This window comes from Microbacterium sp. W1-4-2, assembly GCF_058349885.2.
In genome coordinates this window covers 1,264,146-1,284,705 of the sequence record NZ_JBYRJC020000001.1, presented here as the reverse complement: position 1 = coordinate 1,284,705, position 20,560 = coordinate 1,264,146, and the positions used below count along the sequence as shown (strand labels likewise).

At 70.0% G+C, this 20,560-nt stretch carries 20 protein-coding genes; 15 read left to right on the top strand and 5 right to left on the bottom strand.

The annotated features are described in order from the left end of the window. Nucleotides 1-220 precede the first annotated feature (220 nt). Together thrS and AC3RX0_RS05915 are read left to right on the top strand one after the other, a co-directional pair. On the top strand, nt 221-2,149 hold the full coding sequence (thrS, locus tag AC3RX0_RS05920) for a threonine--tRNA ligase (RefSeq protein ID WP_491505394.1): 1,929 nt from the start codon (nt 221-223) through the stop codon (nt 2,147-2,149). Further along, a complete protein-coding gene (locus AC3RX0_RS05915) occupies nt 2,149-2,697 on the top strand; it encodes an HIT family protein (RefSeq protein WP_491504992.1) in 549 nt (182 codons plus the stop codon). The genes thrS and AC3RX0_RS05915 overlap by 1 nt, the downstream gene beginning before the upstream one ends. Before the next feature lie 33 nt (nt 2,698-2,730). Here the strand turns inward: AC3RX0_RS05915 and pdxY are convergent, their stop codons facing one another. Together pdxY and AC3RX0_RS05905 are read right to left on the bottom strand one after the other, a co-directional pair. Continuing rightward, on the bottom strand, nt 2,731-3,582 hold the full coding sequence (pdxY, locus tag AC3RX0_RS05910; protein WP_491504991.1) for a pyridoxal kinase PdxY: 852 nt from the start codon (nt 3,580-3,582) through the stop codon (nt 2,731-2,733). Between the two features lie 61 nt (nt 3,583-3,643). Beyond that, a complete protein-coding gene (locus tag AC3RX0_RS05905) occupies nt 3,644-4,948 on the bottom strand; it encodes an aminotransferase class I/II-fold pyridoxal phosphate-dependent enzyme (protein WP_491504990.1) in 1,305 nt (434 codons plus the stop codon). Between the two features lie 89 nt (nt 4,949-5,037). Here AC3RX0_RS05905 and pdxS point away from each other — a divergent pair, with 89 nt between their 5' ends. The 11 genes from pdxS to AC3RX0_RS05850 all read left to right on the top strand — a co-directional run bounded on the left by pdxS (nt 5,038) and on the right by AC3RX0_RS05850 (nt 15,876). Further along, a complete protein-coding gene (pdxS, locus tag AC3RX0_RS05900) occupies nt 5,038-5,934 on the top strand; it encodes a pyridoxal 5'-phosphate synthase lyase subunit PdxS (protein WP_491504989.1) in 897 nt (298 codons plus the stop codon). Next, nucleotides 5,924-6,517 carry a pyridoxal 5'-phosphate synthase glutaminase subunit PdxT gene (gene pdxT / locus AC3RX0_RS05895; protein ID WP_491504988.1) on the top strand — a complete coding sequence of 198 codons (594 nt, stop codon included), beginning with the start codon at nt 5,924-5,926 and terminating at the stop codon, nt 6,515-6,517. The genes pdxS and pdxT overlap by 11 nt, the downstream gene beginning before the upstream one ends. A gap of 19 nt (nt 6,518-6,536) precedes the next feature. Further along, a complete protein-coding gene (locus tag AC3RX0_RS05890) occupies nt 6,537-7,079 on the top strand; it encodes a DUF1697 domain-containing protein (RefSeq protein ID WP_491504987.1) in 543 nt (180 codons plus the stop codon). A gap of 20 nt (nt 7,080-7,099) precedes the next feature. Beyond that, entirely contained in the window at nt 7,100-7,858 is a 759-nt protein-coding gene (locus AC3RX0_RS05885) for a YebC/PmpR family DNA-binding transcriptional regulator (RefSeq protein ID WP_491504986.1), read from the top strand. 58 nt (nt 7,859-7,916) lie between these two features. Beyond that, on the top strand, nt 7,917-8,486 hold the full coding sequence (gene ruvC / locus AC3RX0_RS05880; protein WP_491504985.1) for a crossover junction endodeoxyribonuclease RuvC: 570 nt from the start codon (nt 7,917-7,919) through the stop codon (nt 8,484-8,486). A 49-nt stretch (nt 8,487-8,535) separates the two neighbouring features. Then, nucleotides 8,536-9,201: a Holliday junction branch migration protein RuvA gene (gene ruvA, locus AC3RX0_RS05875; protein ID WP_491504984.1), complete on the top strand. Its 666-nt coding sequence runs from the start codon at nt 8,536-8,538 to the stop codon at nt 9,199-9,201. After that, complete coding sequence (gene ruvB, locus AC3RX0_RS05870) at nt 9,173-10,225, top strand: Holliday junction branch migration DNA helicase RuvB (protein ID WP_491504983.1); 1,053 nt, start codon at nt 9,173-9,175, stop codon at nt 10,223-10,225. Before ruvA ends, ruvB begins: the two co-directional genes overlap by 29 nt. Nucleotides 10,226-10,300: 75 nt before the next feature. After that, nucleotides 10,301-10,723 carry a preprotein translocase subunit YajC gene (locus AC3RX0_RS05865; protein ID WP_491504982.1) on the top strand — a complete coding sequence of 141 codons (423 nt, stop codon included), beginning with the start codon at nt 10,301-10,303 and terminating at the stop codon, nt 10,721-10,723. 33 nt (nt 10,724-10,756) lie between these two features. Next, complete coding sequence (secD, locus tag AC3RX0_RS05860; protein ID WP_491504981.1) at nt 10,757-12,541, top strand: protein translocase subunit SecD; 1,785 nt, start codon at nt 10,757-10,759, stop codon at nt 12,539-12,541. Then, nucleotides 12,541-13,536: a protein translocase subunit SecF gene (gene secF / locus AC3RX0_RS05855; RefSeq protein ID WP_491504980.1), complete on the top strand. Its 996-nt coding sequence runs from the start codon at nt 12,541-12,543 to the stop codon at nt 13,534-13,536. The genes secD and secF overlap by 1 nt, the downstream gene beginning before the upstream one ends. Before the next feature lie 84 nt (nt 13,537-13,620). Next, a complete protein-coding gene (locus AC3RX0_RS05850) occupies nt 13,621-15,876 on the top strand; it encodes a RelA/SpoT family protein (protein ID WP_491504979.1) in 2,256 nt (751 codons plus the stop codon). On the opposite strand, the gene AC3RX0_RS05845 is transcribed toward AC3RX0_RS05850, so the two are convergent. From AC3RX0_RS05845 to AC3RX0_RS05835, 3 genes are all read right to left on the bottom strand, one after another. After that, a complete protein-coding gene (locus AC3RX0_RS05845) occupies nt 15,863-16,423 on the bottom strand; it encodes a hypothetical protein (RefSeq protein WP_491504978.1) in 561 nt (186 codons plus the stop codon). The genes AC3RX0_RS05850 and AC3RX0_RS05845 overlap by 14 nt on opposite strands. Before the next feature lie 82 nt (nt 16,424-16,505). Continuing rightward, nucleotides 16,506-17,834, bottom strand: a complete 1,329-nt coding sequence (locus tag AC3RX0_RS05840) for a DUF349 domain-containing protein (RefSeq protein WP_491504977.1) — start codon at nt 17,832-17,834, stop codon at nt 16,506-16,508. Between the two features lie 76 nt (nt 17,835-17,910). Continuing rightward, nucleotides 17,911-18,198 (bottom strand): dioxygenase, encoded by a 288-nt coding sequence (locus AC3RX0_RS05835; protein ID WP_491504976.1) that lies wholly within the window; start codon nt 18,196-18,198, stop codon nt 17,911-17,913. Nucleotides 18,199-18,346: 148 nt separating this feature from the next. Here AC3RX0_RS05835 and AC3RX0_RS05830 point away from each other — a divergent pair, with 148 nt between their 5' ends. Both AC3RX0_RS05830 and rpsD read left to right on the top strand, forming a co-directional pair. Then, nucleotides 18,347-19,669 (top strand): replication-associated recombination protein A, encoded by a 1,323-nt coding sequence (locus AC3RX0_RS05830; protein WP_491504975.1) that lies wholly within the window; start codon nt 18,347-18,349, stop codon nt 19,667-19,669. A 180-nt stretch (nt 19,670-19,849) separates the two neighbouring features. Continuing rightward, a complete protein-coding gene (gene rpsD / locus AC3RX0_RS05825) occupies nt 19,850-20,479 on the top strand; it encodes a 30S ribosomal protein S4 (RefSeq protein WP_491504974.1) in 630 nt (209 codons plus the stop codon). Nucleotides 20,480-20,560: the final 81 nt, after the last annotated feature.

Genomic DNA, 20,560 nt, shown 5'->3' with positions numbered 1-20,560 from the left:
ACGGCATGGAGCTTGTCGTCTGGAACCGCCCGGCCGTCGTACCCGTGCGTCCGCGGCGAACGCTCTAGGCCCGAGCGGGCAGCACGCCTCGTGCGTTGCGAAGCTGAGCCATCCGAGCCATTCCTCCTGGAGAACTCCCGTGACCGACCTCACCATTCCGTCGGACGTCTCGTACCCCGTCGACGGATTCGCCCTCTTCTCTGACCGCGCCGTCGTCGCGATGCGCGTGAACGGCGACCTGAAGGACCTCGCCGCGAAGGTCGAGGCATCCGACATCGTCGAACCGGTGACGATCGACAGCCTCGACGGACTCAACATCCTGCGGCACTCGACCGCGCACGTGCTGGCCCAGGCCGTCCAGCGCATCCGTCCGCAGACGAACCTCGGCATCGGGCCGCCGATCACGGACGGCTTCTACTACGACTTCGGCACCGCAGAGCCGTTCACGCCCGACGACCTCAAGGCCATCGACAAAGAGATGCAGCGCATCGTCCGCGAGGGGCAGCGGTTCGTGCGCCGCGTCGTCAGCGACGACGAGGCCCGTGCGGAGCTGGCCGATGAGCCGTTCAAGCTCGAGCTCATCGGGCTGAAGGGCCCGGGAGCGGCCAAGACCGAGGGCGCCAGTGTCGAGGTCGGCGCCGGCGAGCTCACGATCTATGACAACGTGGACCGCGACGGCGAGACGGTCTGGAAGGACCTGTGCCGCGGGCCGCACCTGCCCAGCACCCGCGTGATCGGCAACGGCTGGGCCCTGTCGCGCGTGGCCGGAGCGTACTGGCGGGGCAGCGAGAAGAACCCCCAGCTGCAGCGCATCTACGGCACCGCCTGGCCGACGAAGGATGAGCTGCGGGCGTATCAGCAGCGCCTCGAAGAGGCCGCCAAGCGCGACCACCGGCGCCTGGGCAAGGAGCTCGACCTCTTCTCGTTCCCGGACGAGATCGGATCGGGCCTGTCGGTGTGGCACCCCAAGGGCGGCATCGTGCGCGGCGAGATGGAACAGCACGCGCGCCGCCGGCACATCGAGGCCGGGTACACCTACGTGTACACGCCGCACATCGCCAAGGAGGACCTCTTCCTCCAGTCCAATCACCTGGTGACCTACCGGGAGGGCATGTTCCCGCCCATCCGCATGGACGAGGAGCGCGGCGAGGACGGCGAGATCATCAAGCACGGCTCCGACTACTACCTGAAGCCGATGAACTGCCCGATGCACATCCTCATCTACAAGGAGCGTGCGCGCAGCTACCGCGACCTGCCGCTGCGGCTCGCCGAGAACGGCACGGTGTACCGCAACGAGCTCTCGGGTGCGCTGCACGGCCTGACCCGTGTGCGCGGGTTCACACAGGACGACTCGCACCTGTTCGTGATGCCCGAGCAGCTCGAGACCGAGGCGACGCACGTGCTCGAGTTCGTGATCTCGATGCTGCGCGACTTCGGCCTGGACGACTTCGAGCTCGAGCTGTCGATGCGCGACGACGAGAAGTCGAAGTGGATCGGCTCGGACGAGTTCTGGGAGTACTCGACGAACGCGCTGCGCAACGTCGCGGTGGCCTCGGGGCTGAAGCTCACCGAGGTGCCCGGTGAGGCCGCGTTCTACGGCCCGAAGATCGACCTGAAGACCCGAGACGCGATCGGCCGCACCTGGCAGCTGTCCACCGTGCAGGTCGACCCGAACCTGCCCGAGAGGTTCGGGCTGGAGTACACCGGATCGGACGGCGAGAAGCACCGCCCGGTGATGATCCACCGGGCCCTGTTCGGCTCGATCGAGCGGTTCTTCGCGATCCTGCTCGAGCACTACGCCGGGGCGTTCCCGGTGTGGCTGTCGCCGGTGCAGGTCGTCGGCATCCCCGTCGCCGAGGAGTATGCGGACTACCTCGACGACGTGATCGCACGGCTGCGTGCCGCGGGCGTGCGCGCCGAGGTCGACCACAGCGACGACCGCATGCAGAAGAAGATCCGCACGCACACCACGCAGAAGGTGCCGTTCCAGCTCATCGCCGGTGAGCAGGACCGGGCGGCCGGGGCCGTCTCATTCCGCTTCCGCGACGGGTCGCAGCGCAACGGCGTGCCCGTCCAGGAGGCCGTGCGCCTGATCCGCGCCGCGATCGACGGCAAGAGCCTGGTCAACACCGATGCGGACCTGGCCTGATGGCTGAGGATGTCGCAGCCGACGACGGGCTGGTCGCCGCGAGCGATCTGCCCGGCGTGCCGGACGGGTTCCAGCGGCTGTGGACTCCGCACCGGATGGTGTACATCCAGGCCGGTGCCGAGGCGATGCGCGCGGACTGCCCGTTCTGCGCGGCGCCGCACAAGAGCGACGAAGGCGGTCTGATCGTCCACCGCGGCAAGGTCGCCTTCGCGCTGCTGAACCTGTTCCCCTACAACTCCGGCCACCTGCTGGTGTGCCCCTACCGGCACATCGCGACGTACGACGACGCCACCGCCGAGGAGGTCGCCGAGATCGGCGCCATCACGCAGCACGCGATGCAGGTGCTGCGGGCGGTGTCGCGATGCGACGGGTTCAACATCGGCATGAACCAGGGCCGGGTCGCCGGCGCCGGCGTCGACGAGCACCTGCACCAGCACATCGTGCCCCGCTGGGACACGGACGCCAACTTCTTTCCGATCATCGCGAAGACGAAGGCGCTGCCGCAGCTGCTGGGCGAGGTGCGCCAGGCCGTCGCCGATGCCTGGTGAGGATCTCAGAGACCTGGGACCTCGGACCTGGCGTCAGCGGACCTGGGTGACCTCGAACTGCATGCGCGGCTGCGCGTAGAAATCCTGCGCCTCGACGAGCTGCAGCTCGCGCCGGCCCGACTCGTGGGTGAGCCGCAGCAGATCCCACACGCTCGACGTCGTGCGGGCCAGGGCCTGGGCCGCGCTGCCGGTTGCGCGGTAGTGCGCGGTGAACAGGGCGGCGGTGACGTCGCCCGAGCCGTTGGCCTTCAGCGGATGCAACGGGGTCTGCACGATCCACGCGCCCTCGTCGTCGACGGCGAGCATCTCGATCGTGCCGGCGGGACGGTCGGGCCGCTCGACGCTCGTGACGAGCACGGTCCGCGGCCCCATGGCGCGGGCGGCGTCGGCCGAGGCGAGCGTGCTGTCCAGATCGGCCGGCTCGGTCCGGGTGAGGTAGCCGAGCTCGAACTGGTTCGGCGTGATGATGTCGGCGGCGGGGACCACCCGGTCGCGCAGCAGGTCGGGAATCGCCGGGGCGACGAAGCACCCCGACCTCGCGTTGCCCATCACGGGGTCGCACGCATACACGGCTGCGGGGTTCGCGGCCTTCACCCGGGCGACGGCGTCGAGGATGACGTCGGCGATGCCCTCGCCGCCCTGATAGCCGCTGAGCACGACATCCACCTCGCCGAGCGCTCCGCGCTCCTGGACGCCGGTGATCACATCGCGCACGTCGTCGGGGCTGATCATCGGGCCGCGCCACGCACCGTACCCGGTGTGGTTCGAGAAGTTGACGGTGTAGATCGGCAGTACCTCGACGCCGATGCGCTGCAGCGGGAACACGGCGGCCGAGTTGCCGACGTGACCGTAGGCGACGGCGGACTGGATGGAGAGGATGTTCACCGATCGATCATCCCATCTTGCGGGCGGGCGTCCGTGACGACCCGGGCGTCCGCCTCACCCGTCAGTGCCGGAGCGCCGCAGCGAGGTCGTCTGCCAGCCGGTCCGCCTCGACGTCGTCCAGATCGTGCACGGTCAGCCGCAGATGCGGCGAGGGCGCACCGCCCAGCCGGAACTCGTCGCCGGTGCGGGCCAGCCACCCGCGCCGCATGAGGCTCGCCGAGGCGGCCGCTGCACCGCCGGGCGTGCGCAGCCAGAGGTTCAGTCCGTCGCCGGCTGCGGCATCCACCCCCCGCGCGATCAGCCGCGCGGCGAACGCCGCATTGCGCTCGGCGTAATGGATGCCCGCCTGCGCGATCCGGTCGCGGACGGCGGCGTCGGTCAGCTGCGCGTGCGCGAGGCGCTGCAGCAGGTGGCTGACCCAGGTCGTGCCGGGGCTCAGGCGCAGGGCCAGCCGGTCGGCGGTGTGCGGGTCGGTCGCCGTGACGGCGAGGCACATGTCGGGCCCGAGGAACTTCGAGACCGAGCGCACGAGGGCGAACCGGCGGTGGTCGGGGCCGACGATGCTGTGGAAGGGATGCCGCGACAGCAGCGAGAAGTGATCGTCTTCGATGACGAGCACGTACGGGTGCTCGCGGAGCACCTCGCGCAGCTGACGGGCACGGCGTGCAGACACGCTCGCGCCGGTCGGGTTCTGCGCGCGCGGCGTGCACACGACGGCACGCACGCCCTGCGCCAGCGCCGCCTCGAGCCCTGCCACGGTCATGCCCTCGGCGTCGGTCGGCACCGCGACGGCGCGGTAGCCGCCCAGCCGCACGGTCTGCATGCCGGCGAGCCAGCAGGGGTCCTCCAGGGCCACCGCGTCGTCGCGGGTCAGCGCGCCCGCGAGCAGCCGCTCGACGGCGTCGACCGCCCCCGACGTCACCGTCAGGCGGAAGGATGACGGTGCGACGTCGGGTGCCATCCAGTCGTGCGCCCAGACCGCCAGTCCCTCGTCGATCACCGGCTCGCCGTAGAGCACGGGACGGCCGACAACGGCCGGCAGCGCCCGTTCGGGCGACGGAATGAGTGTGGGGTCGGGATTGCCGGTGCCGATGTCGCGCAGCACGCTGCCCTGCGCGTAGCCGTCTTGAGGGACGGGCGTGGGATCGGCGATGCGCGTTCCGCCGCGGCCCAGGGTCTCGACAAGGCCGGCCTGGGTGAGCTGGCGGTACGCGGCCATGACGGTGTTGCGATTGACGCCCAGGTGCGCGGCGAGCGTGCGCACCGGCGGCAGCAGATCGCCCGGCGCGAGGGTCGCGCGATCGCGCAGATCGCGGATGCTCTCGGCGATGTCGGCGGCGGTCGCGCCGGTGATCGGAATCGTCATGACACCTCCTGCAATGACTGTACGCGGTCATGATATCTTTTGGCATAGGCCAATGAACGGCGTTGGCATAGTTGAGGAAAGGTGTCATCGTGGCTGACGACTCTCGTACCGCCGGAACCGCCCGGGTCAAGCGCGGACTTGCCGAGATGCTCAAGGGCGGCGTGATCATGGACGTCGTCACCGCCGACCAGGCGAAGATCGCAGAGGATGCCGGGGCCGTCGCGGTCATGGCCCTCGAGCGTGTGCCCGCCGACATCCGCGCGCAGGGAGGCGTCGCCCGCATGAGCGACCCCGATCTCATCGACGGCATCATCGACGCCGTGTCGATCCCGGTGATGGCCAAGGCCCGCATCGGACACTTCGTCGAGGCGCAGGTGCTGCAGGAACTGGGCGTGGACTACATCGACGAGTCCGAGGTGCTCTCGCCGGCCGACTACGTCAACCACATCGACAAATGGAACTTCACCGTGCCGTTCGTGTGCGGCGCGACGAACCTCGGCGAGGCGCTGCGGCGCATCAACGAGGGGGCGGCGATGATCCGCTCCAAGGGCGAGGCGGGCACCGGCGACGTGTCCGAGGCCACGAAGCACATCCGCAAGATCTCGGGCGAGATCAACCAGCTGCGCTCGATGACCAAGGACGAGCTGTACGTCGCCGCCAAGGAGCTGCAGGCCCCGTACGAGCTGGTCGCCGAGGTCGCCGCCACCGGCAAGCTGCCGGTCGTGCTGTTCGTGGCCGGGGGAGTGGCCACTCCCGCCGACGCCGCGATGATGATGCAGCTGGGCGCCGACGGCGTGTTCGTCGGCTCGGGCATCTTCAAGTCGGGCGATCCCGCCGCGCGGGCCGCGGCGATCGTGAAGGCCACCACGTTCTACGACGACGCCAAGGTCATCGCCGACGTCTCGCGCGGGCTCGGCGAGGCCATGGTCGGCATCAACGTCGCCGACCTCGCCGCCCCGCACCGCCTCGCCGAACGTGGCTGGTAGCACGCGGCTCGGCGTCCTCGCCCTGCAGGGGGATGTGCGCGAGCACGCGCACATCCTCGCCGGTCTGGGCGCCGAGGTCGTCCTGGTGCGCCGGCCCGACGAGCTGGCCGCCGTCCACGGGTTGGTGATCCCGGGCGGCGAATCCAGCGTCATGGACAAGCTGTCGCGCTCGTTCGGGCTGCAGCAGCCGCTGCGCGACGCGATCGCGGCGGGACTGCCGGTCTACGGCACCTGCGCCGGTCTGATCATGCTCGCCGACCGCATCACCGACGCGATCGTGGGCCAGCAGACGCTCGGCGGCCTCGACGTCACGGTGCGGCGCAACGCGTTCGGCAGCCAGGTGGAGTCGTTCGAGATCGACCTGGACGTGCCCGCCGTGGGCACTGAGCCGGTGCACGCCGTGTTCATCCGCGCACCCCTCGTCGAGCATGTCGGTCCGGGCGTCGAGACCCTCGCCGCGCTGCCGGACGGCACCGTGGTCGCGGTGCGCTCGGGCAACCTGATCGGCACCTCGTTCCACCCGGAGATGAACGGCGAGACGCGCTTCCACCGCCTGCTGCTCGAGACCGCACAGCGTCGGTGACCCGCCGTACGCTCGGACCATGACCGACACGGGCGACCAGACGCGATGGGCGGCGCTGCTGCGCGGCGTGAACGTCGGCGGCATCACCGTCAAGCGCGCCGCGCTGCGCGAGCTGTTCGACGGGCTCGGCGCGCGGTCCGTACGCACGGTGCTGGCCAGCGGCAACGTGCTGTTCAGTGCGGCGGGCACGCGTGAGGAGTGGAAGCGGCGCATCGAGGCGGCCTTGCGCGAACGGTTCGGCTACGACGCCTGGATCATCCTCGTCACCGTCGACGAGCTCGCGCGGGTCGCGGCATCCTTCCCCTTCGACGCCGGGGACGTCGCACGCCACCCGTACGTGGTCTTCTGCGCCGACGAGGCCATCCGCGACGCCGTGTGGGACGCCGTTCGCACCGTCGCCGGCGCCGACGAGCCGGTCGCCGCCGGCGACGGCGTCGTGTATTGGCAGGCGGCGGTGGGCACGTCCACGGATTCCCCCGTCGCCCGCGTCCTGGCCCGCGGCGGGTTCAAGAGCGGCACCACGACGCGCAATCTGCGGACCGTGCGGAAGATGCTCGGCTGACAGTCCGTAGACTGGAAGGCATGTCCGGCCACTCCAAGTGGGCGACGACCAAGCACAAGAAGGCCGTCATCGACGCGCGTCGTGCCAAGTCGTTCGCCAAGCTCATCAAGAACATCGAAGTCGCGGCGAAGATCGGCGGCGCCGACCTCTCCGGCAACCCCACGCTCTACGACGCCGTCCAGAAGGCCAAGAAGACGTCGGTCCCCAACGACAACATCGACCGCGCCATCAAGCGCGGCGCGGGCATCTCGGGCGAGTCGGTCGACTACCAGACGATCATGTACGAGGGCTACGCCCCGGGCGGCGTCGCCCTGCTGATCGAGTGCCTCACCGACAACAAGAACCGCGCCGCGGCCGAGGTGCGCACGGCGCTCAGCCGCAACGGCGGCAACCTCGCCGACCCCGGCAGCGTGTCGTACAACTTCACCCGCAAGGGCGTGATCGTCGTCTCGGGCGAGGGCACCACCGAGGACGACGTCATGATGGCGGCGCTGGAGGCCGGCGCCGAAGAGATCGAGCCGCACCCGGACGGGTTCGAGGTCACGACCGAAGCGGGCGACATGGTCGCCGTGCGCTCGGCGCTGCAGGAGGCGGGTCTGGACTACGAGTCCGCGGACGTCGAATTCGTGCCGTCGCTGAAGGTCGAGGTCGACGCCGACGTCGCCCGCAAGGTCTTCCGCATCATCGACGCGCTGGAAGACAGCGACGACGTGCAGAACGTCTACAGCAACGTCGATCTGTCGGCCGAGGTGCAGGCCGAGCTCGAGAACGACGACTGAGCGGCCGCGCAGGGCGTGGCATCCCGGGGCGTCACACGGCAGCCCGTAGGCTGGCGCCGTGACGGGCAGACGGTTGCGCGTGCTCGGAATCGACCCGGGCCTGACGCGGTGCGGTGTGGGAGTGGTGGATGTCGCGCCCGACCGCTCTGCGAAGCTCGTGTACGTGGGGGTCGTGCGCTCGGCCGCCGACGCCCGCATCGAACGCCGTCTGGCGGCGATCGCCGCCGGGATCAGGCTGGTCCTGGACGAGCACCGGCCCGATGTGCTGGCGGTGGAGAGGGTGTTCGCGCAGAACAACCGCAACACCGTGATGGGCACGGCCCAGGCCAGCGGCATCGCACTGCTGCTGGCGGCCGAGCACGGGATCCCCGCCGCGACCCACACTCCGACCGAGGTGAAAGCGGCGATCACCGGCTACGGCAATGCCGACAAGCGGCAGGTCCAGACCATGGTCGCCCGGGTGCTGCGGCTCGACGAGCTGCCCAAGCCCGCCGACGCCGCCGACGCCCTGGCCCTCGCGCTGTGCCACGCCTGGCGGGGCGGGGGACCGCAGGTGCCGACGGGCTCGGCCGCCCTCACGCCGGCCCAGCGAGCATGGGCCGACGCGGAGCGCTTCGCGCGGCGCTGACGAGCGTGTCGGTCGAACAAACGTCCGATGTCGCGATTAGGGTGGAGGCATGATCTCTTCCCTTCACGGCACCGTGCTGCACGCCGGAGCCGACGCGGTCGAGGTGCTGGTGGGCGGCATGGGCTTCACGGTCGCGGTGACGCCGGACGTCGCGCGGTCGGCTCGGGTGGGCGAGCAGATCCGGCTGCACACATCGCTCATCGTCCGCGAGGACGCGCTGTCGCTGTTCGGATTCGCCGATCGCGCAGAGTGCGCGCTGTTCGGCATCCTGCTCGGCGTCACCGGGGTGGGGCCGAAATCGGCGCTCGGCGTGCTGTCGGCGCTGGACGTCGACCAGATCGCGCAGGCGGTCGCCGACGACGACGACAAGCCGTTCCGGCGCGTGTCGGGCATCGGTCCGAAGACCGCGAAGCTCATCGTGGTGCAGCTGGCGGGCAAGCTCGCCTCTCCGGTGTCTGCGTCTCCAGCCGCGCCCGCAGCGTCGTCGGGCGTGTCGACGCAGGTGGTGGCCGCGCTGGTCGGGCTCGGGTGGACCGAGCGGGTCGCCGCCGAGGCGGTGCAGACGGTGGTGGGGGATGCCTCGGCCGCCGATCTGGCGCAGGTGCCGGCGCTGCTGCGCCTGACGCTGGCACAGCTCGGGCCGGCCCGAACCCAGGATGCCCGAACACAGGATGCTCGAACCCAGGATGCTCGAACAGAGGGTGGCCGTGGCTGAGCTCGACGCCGAGGCGCAGGACGAGTCCGAGCTCGCCATCGAGGGCGCGCTGCGCCCGTCGTCGCTGGCGGAGTTCGTCGGTCAGCAGAAGGTGCGCGGCCAGCTGCAGCTGCTGCTGGACGCGGCACGGATCCAGCAGCGTCCGGCCGACCACATCCTCCTGGCCGGCCCCCCGGGACTGGGCAAGACGACCCTCGCGATGATCGTCGCGCACGAGAGCGGGCGAGCCCTGCGCATGTCGAGCGGTCCAGCCATCCAGCACGCCGGCGACCTTGCCGCGCTGCTGTCCAGCCTGACCCCCGGCGAGGTGCTGTTCATCGACGAGGTGCACCGCATGGCCCGCTCGGCCGAAGAGATGCTGTACCTGGCGATGGAGGACTTCCGCATCGACATCATGGTCGGCAAGGGCGCCGGAGCCACCAGCATCCCCCTCGACCTCGCCCCGTTCACGCTCGTCGGCGCCACCACGCGTTCGGGTCTGCTCCCGAACCCCCTGCGCGACCGCTTCGGATTCACCGCGCACCTCGAGTACTACGAGCCCGACGAACTCGAGCAGGTCATCGCCCGCTCGGCGATCATGCTCGACATACCGCTGCCGAAGCCTGCGCGGGCCGAGATCGCCCGCCGTTCCCGGGGCACGCCGCGGATCGCGAATCGTCTGCTGCGGCGGGTGCGCGACTACGTGATCGTGAACGGATCGGGGTCGGGCACCGGCGAGGTCGACACGGCGACCGTGGACGCCGCGCTCGATCTGTACGACGTCGACGCGATCGGCCTGGACCGGCTCGACCGCGCCGTGCTCGACGCGCTCATCCACCGTTTCCAGGGCGGACCGGTCGGGCTGAACACCCTCGCGGTGACCGCGGGGGAGGAGGCCGAGACGATCGAGTCCGTCGTCGAGCCGTACCTTGTGCGGATCGGCTTCATGGGCCGCACCCCGCGCGGCCGTATCGCGACCCCCGCGGCCTACGCGCACCTCGGCGTGCGGCGGACCGACGGGGCGCTGGACCTCGATGACCTATAATCGCTGAAGGCTTTTCCCCCGACACTCAAGGCAGCGCCGCCGTGGCGCGCCCCATCGAAAGGTGCCCTGCGCCCCATGAACCTTGCACAGTTCTTCTCCCAGTACGGTCTGATCATCCTCCTGGTGGTCCTTCTCGTCTTCATGTTCTGGAGCTCTCGTCGCCGCATGGCGAAGCAGAAGGCGGAGCAGGAGGCCAAGGCGCGCCAGACCGTCCCGGGAGCCGAAGTCCTTCTGCAGGGAGGCCTGTACGGCACGATCGTGTCGTACGACCCCGACAACCTCGACCAGCCCGCCGTCGTGGAGATCGCGCCCGGCGTCGACATCAAGGTGCACAGCCAGGCCATCCTGCGCGTCGTCGAGCCCAAGGATGCGGCCCCCGTCGAGGACGCCCCGGCCGTCGGCGGCGCGACCTCCGCCGAGCCGCACGTGGAGTCGGCTGACGAGACGGCCGCGCGCCTGCGCGCAGAGGACGACAAGAAGGACGACTCCGAAGCCTGATCGGGCTTCGCTCCGCGAGAAAGCTGACCCTCCGTGGCCACATCCACCCCTGTCCGGCACGCCTGGCGTGCGCTGCTGGGCCTTCTCATCGTGATCGCCGTGATGTTCGGCATCACATCCCTCGGTGTCTGGGGCGTCAAAGAAGCGTCCTGGCTGCCGGAGCTCGGACTCGACCTGCAGGGCGGCACGCAGATCATCCTCCAGGCGCAGACCGCCAGCGGGGCCGCACCCACCTCGGACCAGATGGACCAGGCCACGGCCATCATCCGTCAGCGCGTGGATGCGTCGGGCGTCGGCGAGTCCGACATCGGCACCCAGTCCGGCAACCAGATCGTCGTCCAGGTGCCCGGTGTGGTCGATGAGGCGACCCGCCAGCGGATCGAGGCGGCCGCCCAGCTGCAGCTGCGCGCTGTGCTGTTCGCCGGGAACCCCGCCACGACCTTCGTCGGTGACAACGGCAAGCAGACGCCGTACCCGACGCCTGCCCCCACGCTGCGTGCGACTCCGACGGCGTCGCCCAGCAACGGCAGCGACCCGAGCTGGATCACGCCCAAGCTGCAGGCGCAGTTCCTCGCCTACAACTGCGGAGACAAGAACAACGATCCGGCGGAGGCGCCGAAGGACCAGCCGCTGATCACCTGCGAATCCGACAACTCGGCGAAGTACATCCTCGGCCCGGTCGAGAGTCAGGACATCAACGGCAAGCAGATCTATCTGGACGGCTCGCTGATCCAGGACGCGAGTTCCGGACAGAACCCGCAGAACGGGCAGTGGGAGGTCCTGCTGAAGTTCAACGCGAACGGGGCGCGGATCTTCGCCGACGTGAGCACCCGGCTGTACGCCCTGCAGAGCCAGTCGCCGCGCGACCAGTTCGCCTTCGTGCTGGACGGCAAGGTGATCTCGGCACCGCGCATGCAGGCCGTGATCACCGACGGCAACCCGTCGATCTCGGGCAACTTCACCCAGGAGAGCGCCAAGGCGCTGGCCGATCAGCTGAAGTACGGCGCGCTGCCGCTGAGCTTCAAGGCGGTCAGCTCGACCACCATCTCGGCGACCCTCGGGTCGCAGCAGCTGCAGATCGGTCTGATCACGGGTCTGATCGGTCTCGCGCTCGTGGCCCTGTACTCGCTGATCTCGTATCGCGCACTCGGGTTCGTCATCGTCGCATCCCTCGGCGTGATGGGTGTGATCACGTACCTGCTGCTGTGCATCCTCTCGTGGCGCATGGGGTTCCGACTGTCGCTGGCCGGCGTCGCGGGTCTGATCGTCACGATCGGATTCACCGCGGACTCGTTCATCGTCTACTTCGAGCGAATACGAGATCAGCTGCGAGAAGGCAAGACGATCACCGGGGCCGTCGAGGACGGCTGGAGCCTGGCGAAGCGGACGATCTACATCGCGAAGGCCGTGAACATCCTCGCCGCCGTCGTGCTGTACATCCTCGCCGACGCGACGGTGAAGGGCTTCGCGTTCACCCTCGGCGCGACCACCGCCATCGACATCCTGATCTTCATCCTGTTCACGCACCCCATGATGCAGCTGGTGGCGCGTACGCGGTTCTTCGGCGAGGGGCATCGCTTCTCGGGCATGGATCCGGACATGCTGGGCGCGGCCGCGCACGGTCGTGCACAGTTCCGTGCTCCGGTCCTCGAGAGCGCCGGCCCCGCCGCTCGGCGCACCGGACGCTCGCGCGGCGAGGCAGAACGCCGCCAGACGATCGCGGAGCGCAAGCGCGCCGCCGAGATCGGCGCGAACGGCGCGAACGGCGGCGGCGACACCACCAGAACCGACTCGGCGAAGAAGGGGGCTGATCGCTGATGGGCGTCATGAGCCAGTTCGGCAACGACCTCTACTCCGGGAAGGTGTCCTTCCCATTCGTCGGCCGGCGGCGGCTGTGGTTCATCATCGCGGCGGTGCTGGTCGTCGGCTCCGCCCTGGTGCCGTTCCTGCGGCCGATCCAGTTCTCCATCGAGTTCACCGGCGGATCGCAGTTCACGGTCTCGAACGTGTCGAATCCGAACCAGAACATCGCGACGCGGGTGGTCGGCGAGATCGTGCCGGGCGCCACGTCGAAGGTGACCACCGTCGGCTCCGACTCCGTGCGCGTGCAGACCGACCAGATGACGTCGTCGCAGACGCAGGCCGTCACCGAGGCGCTGGCGAAGGCGTACGACGTGCAGGTGAAGGAGGTCGCGGCATCCTTCATCGGCCCGACCTGGGGTGCTGACGTCACGCGGCAGTCGCTGTGGGGCCTCGCGATCTTCCTCGCCCTCACCTTCCTGATCCTGGCGCTGTACTTCCGCACCTGGAAGATGTCGGCGGCGGCCATCATCGGCCTGGTCGACGTGCTGGTGATCACGATCGGCGTGTATGCGGCCGCCGGGTTCCAGATCTCGCCGGCAGCGGTGATCGGGTTCCTGACGATCCTCGCGTACTCGCTGTACGACACGACGGTCGTGTTCGACCAGATCCGCGAGAATCTCGCGGAGGACAAGGAGCACGGCCTGCGCACGAACCGCACCTTCGGTGAATCGGTGAACCTCGCGGTGAACCAGACCCTGGTGCGCTCGATCAACACGACCGTGATCGCGATCCTCCCCGTAGGGGCGATCCTGTTCCTGGGAGCGTTCTGGCTGGGAGCTGAGACCCTGAGCGACATCTCGCTGTCGATCTTCGTGGGCATCATCGTGGCGGCCTACTCGACGCTGTTCGTCGCGTCCCCGCTGTACGCGCTGTTCCGGCAGACCGAGCCGGCGATCGTGGCGCAGGACAAGAAGGTGCGCAAAGCGCGCGAACGCGCCCTCACGGCGTGACGACGTGAACGAGCCGGGCCCGGCGAAGCGGGGTCCGGCCCGGGCGTAGGATTGTCGGGATCCGACGGGAGGGGGCCGCAGACGATGACCGAGACCGCCTCCACGGGCCAGAGTTCGTCTCTGCGCCGGCTCGTGCCGCGGATCTTCTCGCGCGCGGCACGCCGCGACGACGTCGAGCAGCTGATCCGCACGGTGCGCGCCCACCATCCCAAGGGCGACCTGTCGATCATCGAGCGCGCCTATGCGACGGCGGATGCCGCGCACACGGGGCAGACCCGCCAGAGCGGCGAGCCGTACATCACTCACCCGCTGGCGGTCGCGCAGATCCTCGCCGACCTCGGCCTCGGCCCACGCGCCGTGGCTGCGGCGCTGCTGCACGACACCGTCGAAGACACCGACTACAGCCTCGACCGGCTCACCCATGAGTACGGCGACGAGGTCGCGATGCTGGTGGACGGCGTGACCAAGCTCGACAAGGTCAAGTACGGCGAGAGCGCGCAGGCCGAGACCGTGCGCAAGATGATCGTCGCGATGTCGCGCGACATCCGGGTGCTGCTGATCAAGCTCGCCGACCGCCTGCACAATGCCCGCACGTGGGGGTTCGTTCCCCCCGAGAAGGCGAAGAAGAAGGCCACCGAGACGCTCGAGATCTACGCGCCGCTGGCGCACCGGCTCGGCATCCAGGCGATCAAGGCCGAACTCGAGGACCTGTCGTTCGCGGTGCTGCAGCCGAAGCTGTACGCGGAGATCGACAGCCTGGTCAAGCAGCGCACGCCGCAGCGCGAGCAGTACGTGCAGAGCGTGATCCACGATGTCGAGGCCGACCTGCGCGAGCTGCGCATCCGCGGGCAGGTCAAGGGCCGCCCGAAGCAGCTGTACTCGGTGTACCAGAAGATGATCGTGCGCGGACGCGAGTTCGACGACATCTACGACCTGATCGGCATTCGCGTGCTCGTGAACACGGTGCGCGACTGCTATGCGGTCCTCGGGGCGATCCATGCCCGCTGGACGCCGCTGCCGGGCCGGTTCAAGGACTACATCGCCACGCCGAAGTTCAACCTCTACCAGTCTCTGCACACCACGGTGATCGGCCCCGGCGGGCGCACCGTCGAGATCCAGATCCGCACGCACGAGATGAACCAGCAGGCCGAGTACGGGGTCGCCGCGCACTGGAAGTACAAGGAGCGGATGAACGGCGGCAAGGTCGACGGCCGCGCCGTCGACGCCGACATGGCCTGGCTCGCCCGCATCTCGGACTGGCAGGCCGAGACCGCCGACCCGGGGGAGTTCCTGGACTCCCTGCGGTTCGAGATCGGTGCGAAAGAGGTCTACGTCTTCACGCCGAAGGGGCGCGTCATCGGGCTGCCGGCGGGGGCGACGCCCGTGGACTTCGCGTACGCCGTGCACACCGAGATCGGTCACCGCACGATGGGCGCGAAGGTCAACGGGCGGCTCGTGCCGCTGGAGTCCGAGCTGCATTCCGGCGACGTCGTCGAGGTCTTCACGTCGAAGAACCCGGATGCCGGGCCCAGCCAGGACTGGCTGAGCTTCGTCAAGAGCACCCGCGCGCGCAGCAAGATCCGCGGCTGGTTCACGAAGGAGCGCCGCGAAGAGGCGATCGAACAGGGCAAGGAGGCCATCGCCCGGGCGATGCGCCGGCAGAACCTTCCGCTGCAGCGGCTGATGAGCCAGGACTCGTTCGCCGAGGTCGCCCGTCAGCTGCGGTACGAGGACGTCTCGGCGCTGTACGCGGCCGTGGGCGAGGGACACGTGTCGACGCAGTCCGTGCTCGAGAAGGTGACCGCGCTGGTCACCGTCGAAGAGACGGCCACCGGCGCGATCGAACTGCCGCCGCACGGCGGCAAGCCGCGGTCGTCGCGGGGCGGCAGCGATTCGGGCATCCTCGTGCGCGGGGCCCCCGACATCCTCGTCAAACTGGCCAAGTGCTGCACACCGGTGCCGGGCGACAAGATCGTCGGGTTCGTCACGCGCGGCAGCGGCGTCTCGGTGCACCGGGCGGACTGCACGAACGTGAAGGCGCTCATGACCGACCCCGAGCGCCTGATCGACGTGGAATGGGCGCCCACGACCAAGAGCGTCTTCCTCGTGCAGATCCAGGTCGAGGCGCTCGACCGGTCCGGCCTGCTCAGCGACGTGACCCGTGTGCTCAGCGAGCACCACGTGAACATCCTGTCGGCGACGGTCACCACGAGCGACGACCGACTCGCGCTCAGCCGCTTCGTGTTCGAGATGGGCGACACGGTGCACCTGGACCGGGTGCTCAACGCCGTGCGGCGTATCGACGCCGTCTACGACGTCTATCGCGTCACGTCGGGCTGACCCCTTCCCGCCCGCGCAGCCACGCGCGCAGCAGCGCCAGCGCGGGACGCTTGTTGTGCACCGGCCCGGCGCGGCCGAGCCAGCCGATGCCGTCCTCGATCCGCACGACGCCGACGGCGAGCATGAGCCGGGCGGCCTGCAGATGGACATCGGACGGCTCGCGCACGAGATCGGCCAGCGTCCGGCCGGCCGCGGTCACCCAGACCCCGCCGGCGCGGATCAGATCGGAGCGCGGCACCGGCTGATCGTGACGGGTGAGCCGCCGGCTGATCACGTAGTGCGGACGGGGACCGTCCACGCGATGGGCCCGGTGCCGGCCGGGAGGGGCGGGCAGGGCCCCGTGCACCCACGCGGCGCTCAGGTGCGTCAGGGCGTAGGCGTCCGACATCAGCGGCTGCAGCGAGGCGGCACGCAGCGCCGGCGTCTCGACCGCGTCGGCGGGCAGGTACCCCTCGCCGAGCTCGACGAGGTGGCCATCCAGACAGGCCGCCGCCAGTTCGGCGCCCGAGAGCCGGTCACCGGCGAAGTAGAGGAAGGGCGAGCTCACCCTCGCAGTCTGACGCATCCGCCCACGCGCGCGTCGGCGCGGGGCCGAACGCTGTGGACAACGCCGACCGAGGACGCGCCGGTCAGCCGCCGACGGCCTTCAGCCACGCCTTGCGCGCCTGCAGCGCCTCGGACGCGGCGGCGGTGGCCTTCGCGTCGCCGGCGGCTTCGGCATCCGCCAGCTCCTGCTCGAGCTTGGCGATCGCATCGGTGAGCTGACGCGTCATGTCGTTGGCGCGCGCCTTCGTCTCGGGGTTGTTCCGCTTCCAGTCGGCGTCTTCGCGGCCGCGGACGTTGACCTCGATCTTGCGCAGCTCGTCGTCGAGGGCCCGCTCCTTGTCGCGGGGGAACACGCGGCCGATCTCGTCCCAGCGGCGCTGAATGCCGGTCAGGGCGGTGCGGGCCTTCGCCAGGTCGGCCTCATCGACGATCGGTGCGGCTTCTTCGAGCAGTGCGCGCTTGGCGTCGATCTTCTCGCGGGATGCCTCGACCTCGGCGTTCTCACGCTCGACGCGGGCGCCGTAGAGGGCGTCGCCGGCTGCCTTGAACCGGGCCCACAGGGCGTCGTCGGCCTTCTTGCCGGCGCGGCCGGCAGCCTTCCACGAGTCGAGCAGGTCGCGGTATGCGGGGATGCCGTCCTCGCCGCGCGGGGCGAGGGCTTCGGCCCGCTCGACCAGCGTGGTCTTGCGGGTGCGGGCGGCCTTGTGGGTCTCGTCGAGCTCGGCGTAGAACTCGCGACGCTGACGGTCGATGGTCGCGCGCGCGTCGCGGAACCGCTTCCACAGCCGCTGCGCCGCGGACTTCGGCAGGCGCGGGCCGTTCTGCTGCTGCGCCTGCCACTGCGCGAACAGGTCGGCGAGCTCGGCCGTCGTCTGCTTCCACTGCACCGACCTGGGGTCGCGGGCGGCCAGCGTCTCGACGCGCTCTACGAGCGTCGTGCGCTCCGCGATGGCGGCGTCGACGGCTTCGCGCGCCGCGGCGCTCTCCGCCACGGCGGCCTCTTCGAGACCGGCCAGGAGCGCATCGATGCGCTCCTGCAGGCCTGCCAGATCGCCGACGGCTGCGGCATCCACCGTCTTCTCGCGGACCACGGCGGCGGTCGTGCGCAGATCGGCCGCGGACGCACCGCCTCCGCGATGCCGGGCCTCGAGCAGCGAGACCTCGCCGGCCAGGTCGGCGAACTTGCGCTCGAAGTAGGCCAGCGCCTCGGCGGGCGTTCCGTCCGGATACTCGCCGACGACCCGCCACTCCGTGCCCTCACGCACCGAGACGACGCCGTTCTCGTCGACGCGGCCCCAGGGCTCGGCGTCGGCGGGGGCTTCGGCGGCGGCGGCCAGACGCGCCTTCGCGGCGGCGGGAGGGGGGCCGGGAACCGGCGTGGGGACGGGGATGTTCTCTGCGTCGGCAGTCACGTGTAGCACCTCATCACGGCTCGCGCCGTCTGCGGGGGATGGACGGGTCACAAGCCTAGTACGGGAATGGGGTCGGTCACGGGGTCGTGGTCGGCGACGGTGCGGTCGCCGTGGGGGAGGGCACGGTCGCCGTCGGCGTGGGGGTGCGCGTGGCCTCGGGCGAGGGTCTGCCCGGCCCTGCCGTGTAGAAGGCGAGCTGGGCGCCGGCGATGACCAGCAGCAGCACGGCTCCGCCGATGCCGCCGATCAGGTTGTCGCGGGTGCGACGGCGGGTGCGGCCGGTGTTGTACTGCTGGCGGGCCTGGTACGCCCGGGCGCGTTCGCGCTGCTCGCGCGCCTCTTTGCTCCTGCCACCGGCGGCCACGGCGCCTCCTTCTCGGGCTGTTCCCTCGGGTGATTGCCGGCCACGGCCGGACGCGATGATCCTATTCAACCCTCGCCTGCAGGGGCAAAGAGGCGGGGAGGGCCCGGCGGCGGATCGGCATGTCGCCGGCTGCGGATAGCCTGGATCGGTGACATCGCCCAGCGCCCTGTTCGCCGGTCAGACGCCGCTGGCCGTGCGGATGCGTCCGACCTCGCTCGACGAGGTCGCCGGTCAGCAGCATCTGCTGCGGGCGGGATCGCCGCTGGTGAAGCTCGCCGATCCCGACGCGGCATCCGCCTCCGCCGCCTCGGTGATCCTGTGGGGACCGCCGGGGACGGGCAAGACCACGCTGGCGCAGGCCATCGCGCGCTCGTCGGGGCGGCGCTTCGTCGAGCTGTCGGCCGTGACGGCCGGCGTGCGCGACGTGCGAGAAGTGATGCAGGATGCCTTGAACCAGCGGGATCTGTACGGTCAGTCCACGATCCTGTTCCTCGACGAGATCCACCGGTTCACGAAGGCCCAGCAGGACGCGCTGCTGCCAGGGGTCGAGAACGGCTGGGTCGTGCTGATCGCAGCGACCACCGAGAACCCGTCGTTCTCGGTGATCTCGCCGCTGCTGAGCCGCTCGCTGCTGCTGACCCTGCAGCCGCTGTCCGACGACGACATCGGAATGCTGATCGATCGGGCCGTGGGCGACCCGCGCGGGCTCGCCGACGCCGTGCGGCTGGGCGACGACGCCCGATCGGCGCTCGTGCGCCTCGCGTCGGGCGATGCGCGCCGGGCGCTGACCTCACTGGAGGCTTCGGCTTCCATCGCGACACCCGCCGACGGCGAGATCCCTGTGATCACCGCCGAGGCCGTGGCGCAGGCGGTCGACAAGGCCCTGCTGCGCTACGACAGGCAGGGCGACGAGCACTACGACGTGATCAGCGCGTTCATCAAGTCGATCCGAGGCTCCGACGTCGACGCGTCGATGCACTACCTGGCGCGGATGATCGAGGCCGGCGAGGACCCGCGGTTCATCGCCCGGCGACTGGTCATCTCGGCAGCGGAAGACATCGGGCTCGCCGATCCGCAGGCGCTGCAGATCGCGGTCGCCGCCGCCGATGCAGTGGCGTTCATCGGGATGCCGGAGGGGCGGATTCCACTCGCCGAGGCCACGGCGTACCTCGCGACGACCGCCAAGTCGAACGCGGCGTATCTCGCGATCGACAAGGCCATCGCCGACGTGCGGGCGGGCGGATTCGGGCGCGTTCCGGTGCACCTGCGCGACGCGCACTATGCCGGGGCGAAGCGCCTCGGACACGGCAAGGGGTATGTGTACCCCCACGACAGCGAGATCGGCGTCGCGCCGCAGCAGTATCTGCCCGATCCGCTGCGCGGCCGCCGCTACTACGAGCCGAAGGCGCTGGGCGCCGAGCGCGACGTGCAGGCGCGACTGGAGAAGATACGTCGCATCCTCGGGGAGTGAGCGGCGGGCAGCGACGCCGGCTCTGATAGACTTGAGCGGCTCGAAACCGGGTTTTCGGGCATCTCCCTCTTCTGATCGAGACCTTCCGGCGTGCTCCGGCGTGCAGTCCGGAAGGGCGAAGAGCGGGGGATACGTCCGCGAGCCGTGAAAGACACGGCCGCGTCATGGAAGGAACACTTCGTGGTCACGAAGTCCCAGGACCGCCGCAAGGTCCGCCTGTCCCGCGCCCTCGGCGTCGCACTCACCCCGAAGGCCGCGCGCTACCTCGAGAAGCGCCCCTACGGCCCCGGCGAGCACGGCCGCACCAAGCGCAAGGCCGACAGCGACTACGCCGTCCGTCTGCGTGAGAAGCAGCGTCTGCGCGAGCAGTACGGCATCCGCGAGAAGCAGCTGCGCATCGCGTTCAACGAGGCCCGCCGCAAGGACGGACTGACCGGTGAGAACCTCGTCGAGCTGCTCGAGATGCGTCTGGACGCCCTCGTGCTGCGCGCCGGCTTCGCCCGCACGACGGCCCAGGCCCGCCAGTTCGTCGTGCACCGTCACATCATGGTCGACGGCCAGCTCGTCGACCGCCCGTCGTTCCGCGTGAAGCCGGGTCAGCTGATCCACGTCAAGCAGCGCAGCGAGGGCACCGAGCCCTTCCAGGTCGCAGCCGCCGGCGGCAACGCCGAGGTGCTGCCTCCGGTTCCGGGCTACCTCGAGGTCGAGCTCGACAAGCTGCAGGCGCGCCTCGTGCGTCGCCCGAAGCGCGCCGAGGTGCCCGTCACCTGTGACGTGCAGCTCGTCGTCGAGTACTACGCGGCGCGATAAGCGGCGCGCAGTACTAGCCGCGAAGCGGCCATAGGCACAGCTACGCGGCGCGATAAGCGGCGCGCAGTACTAGCCGCGAAG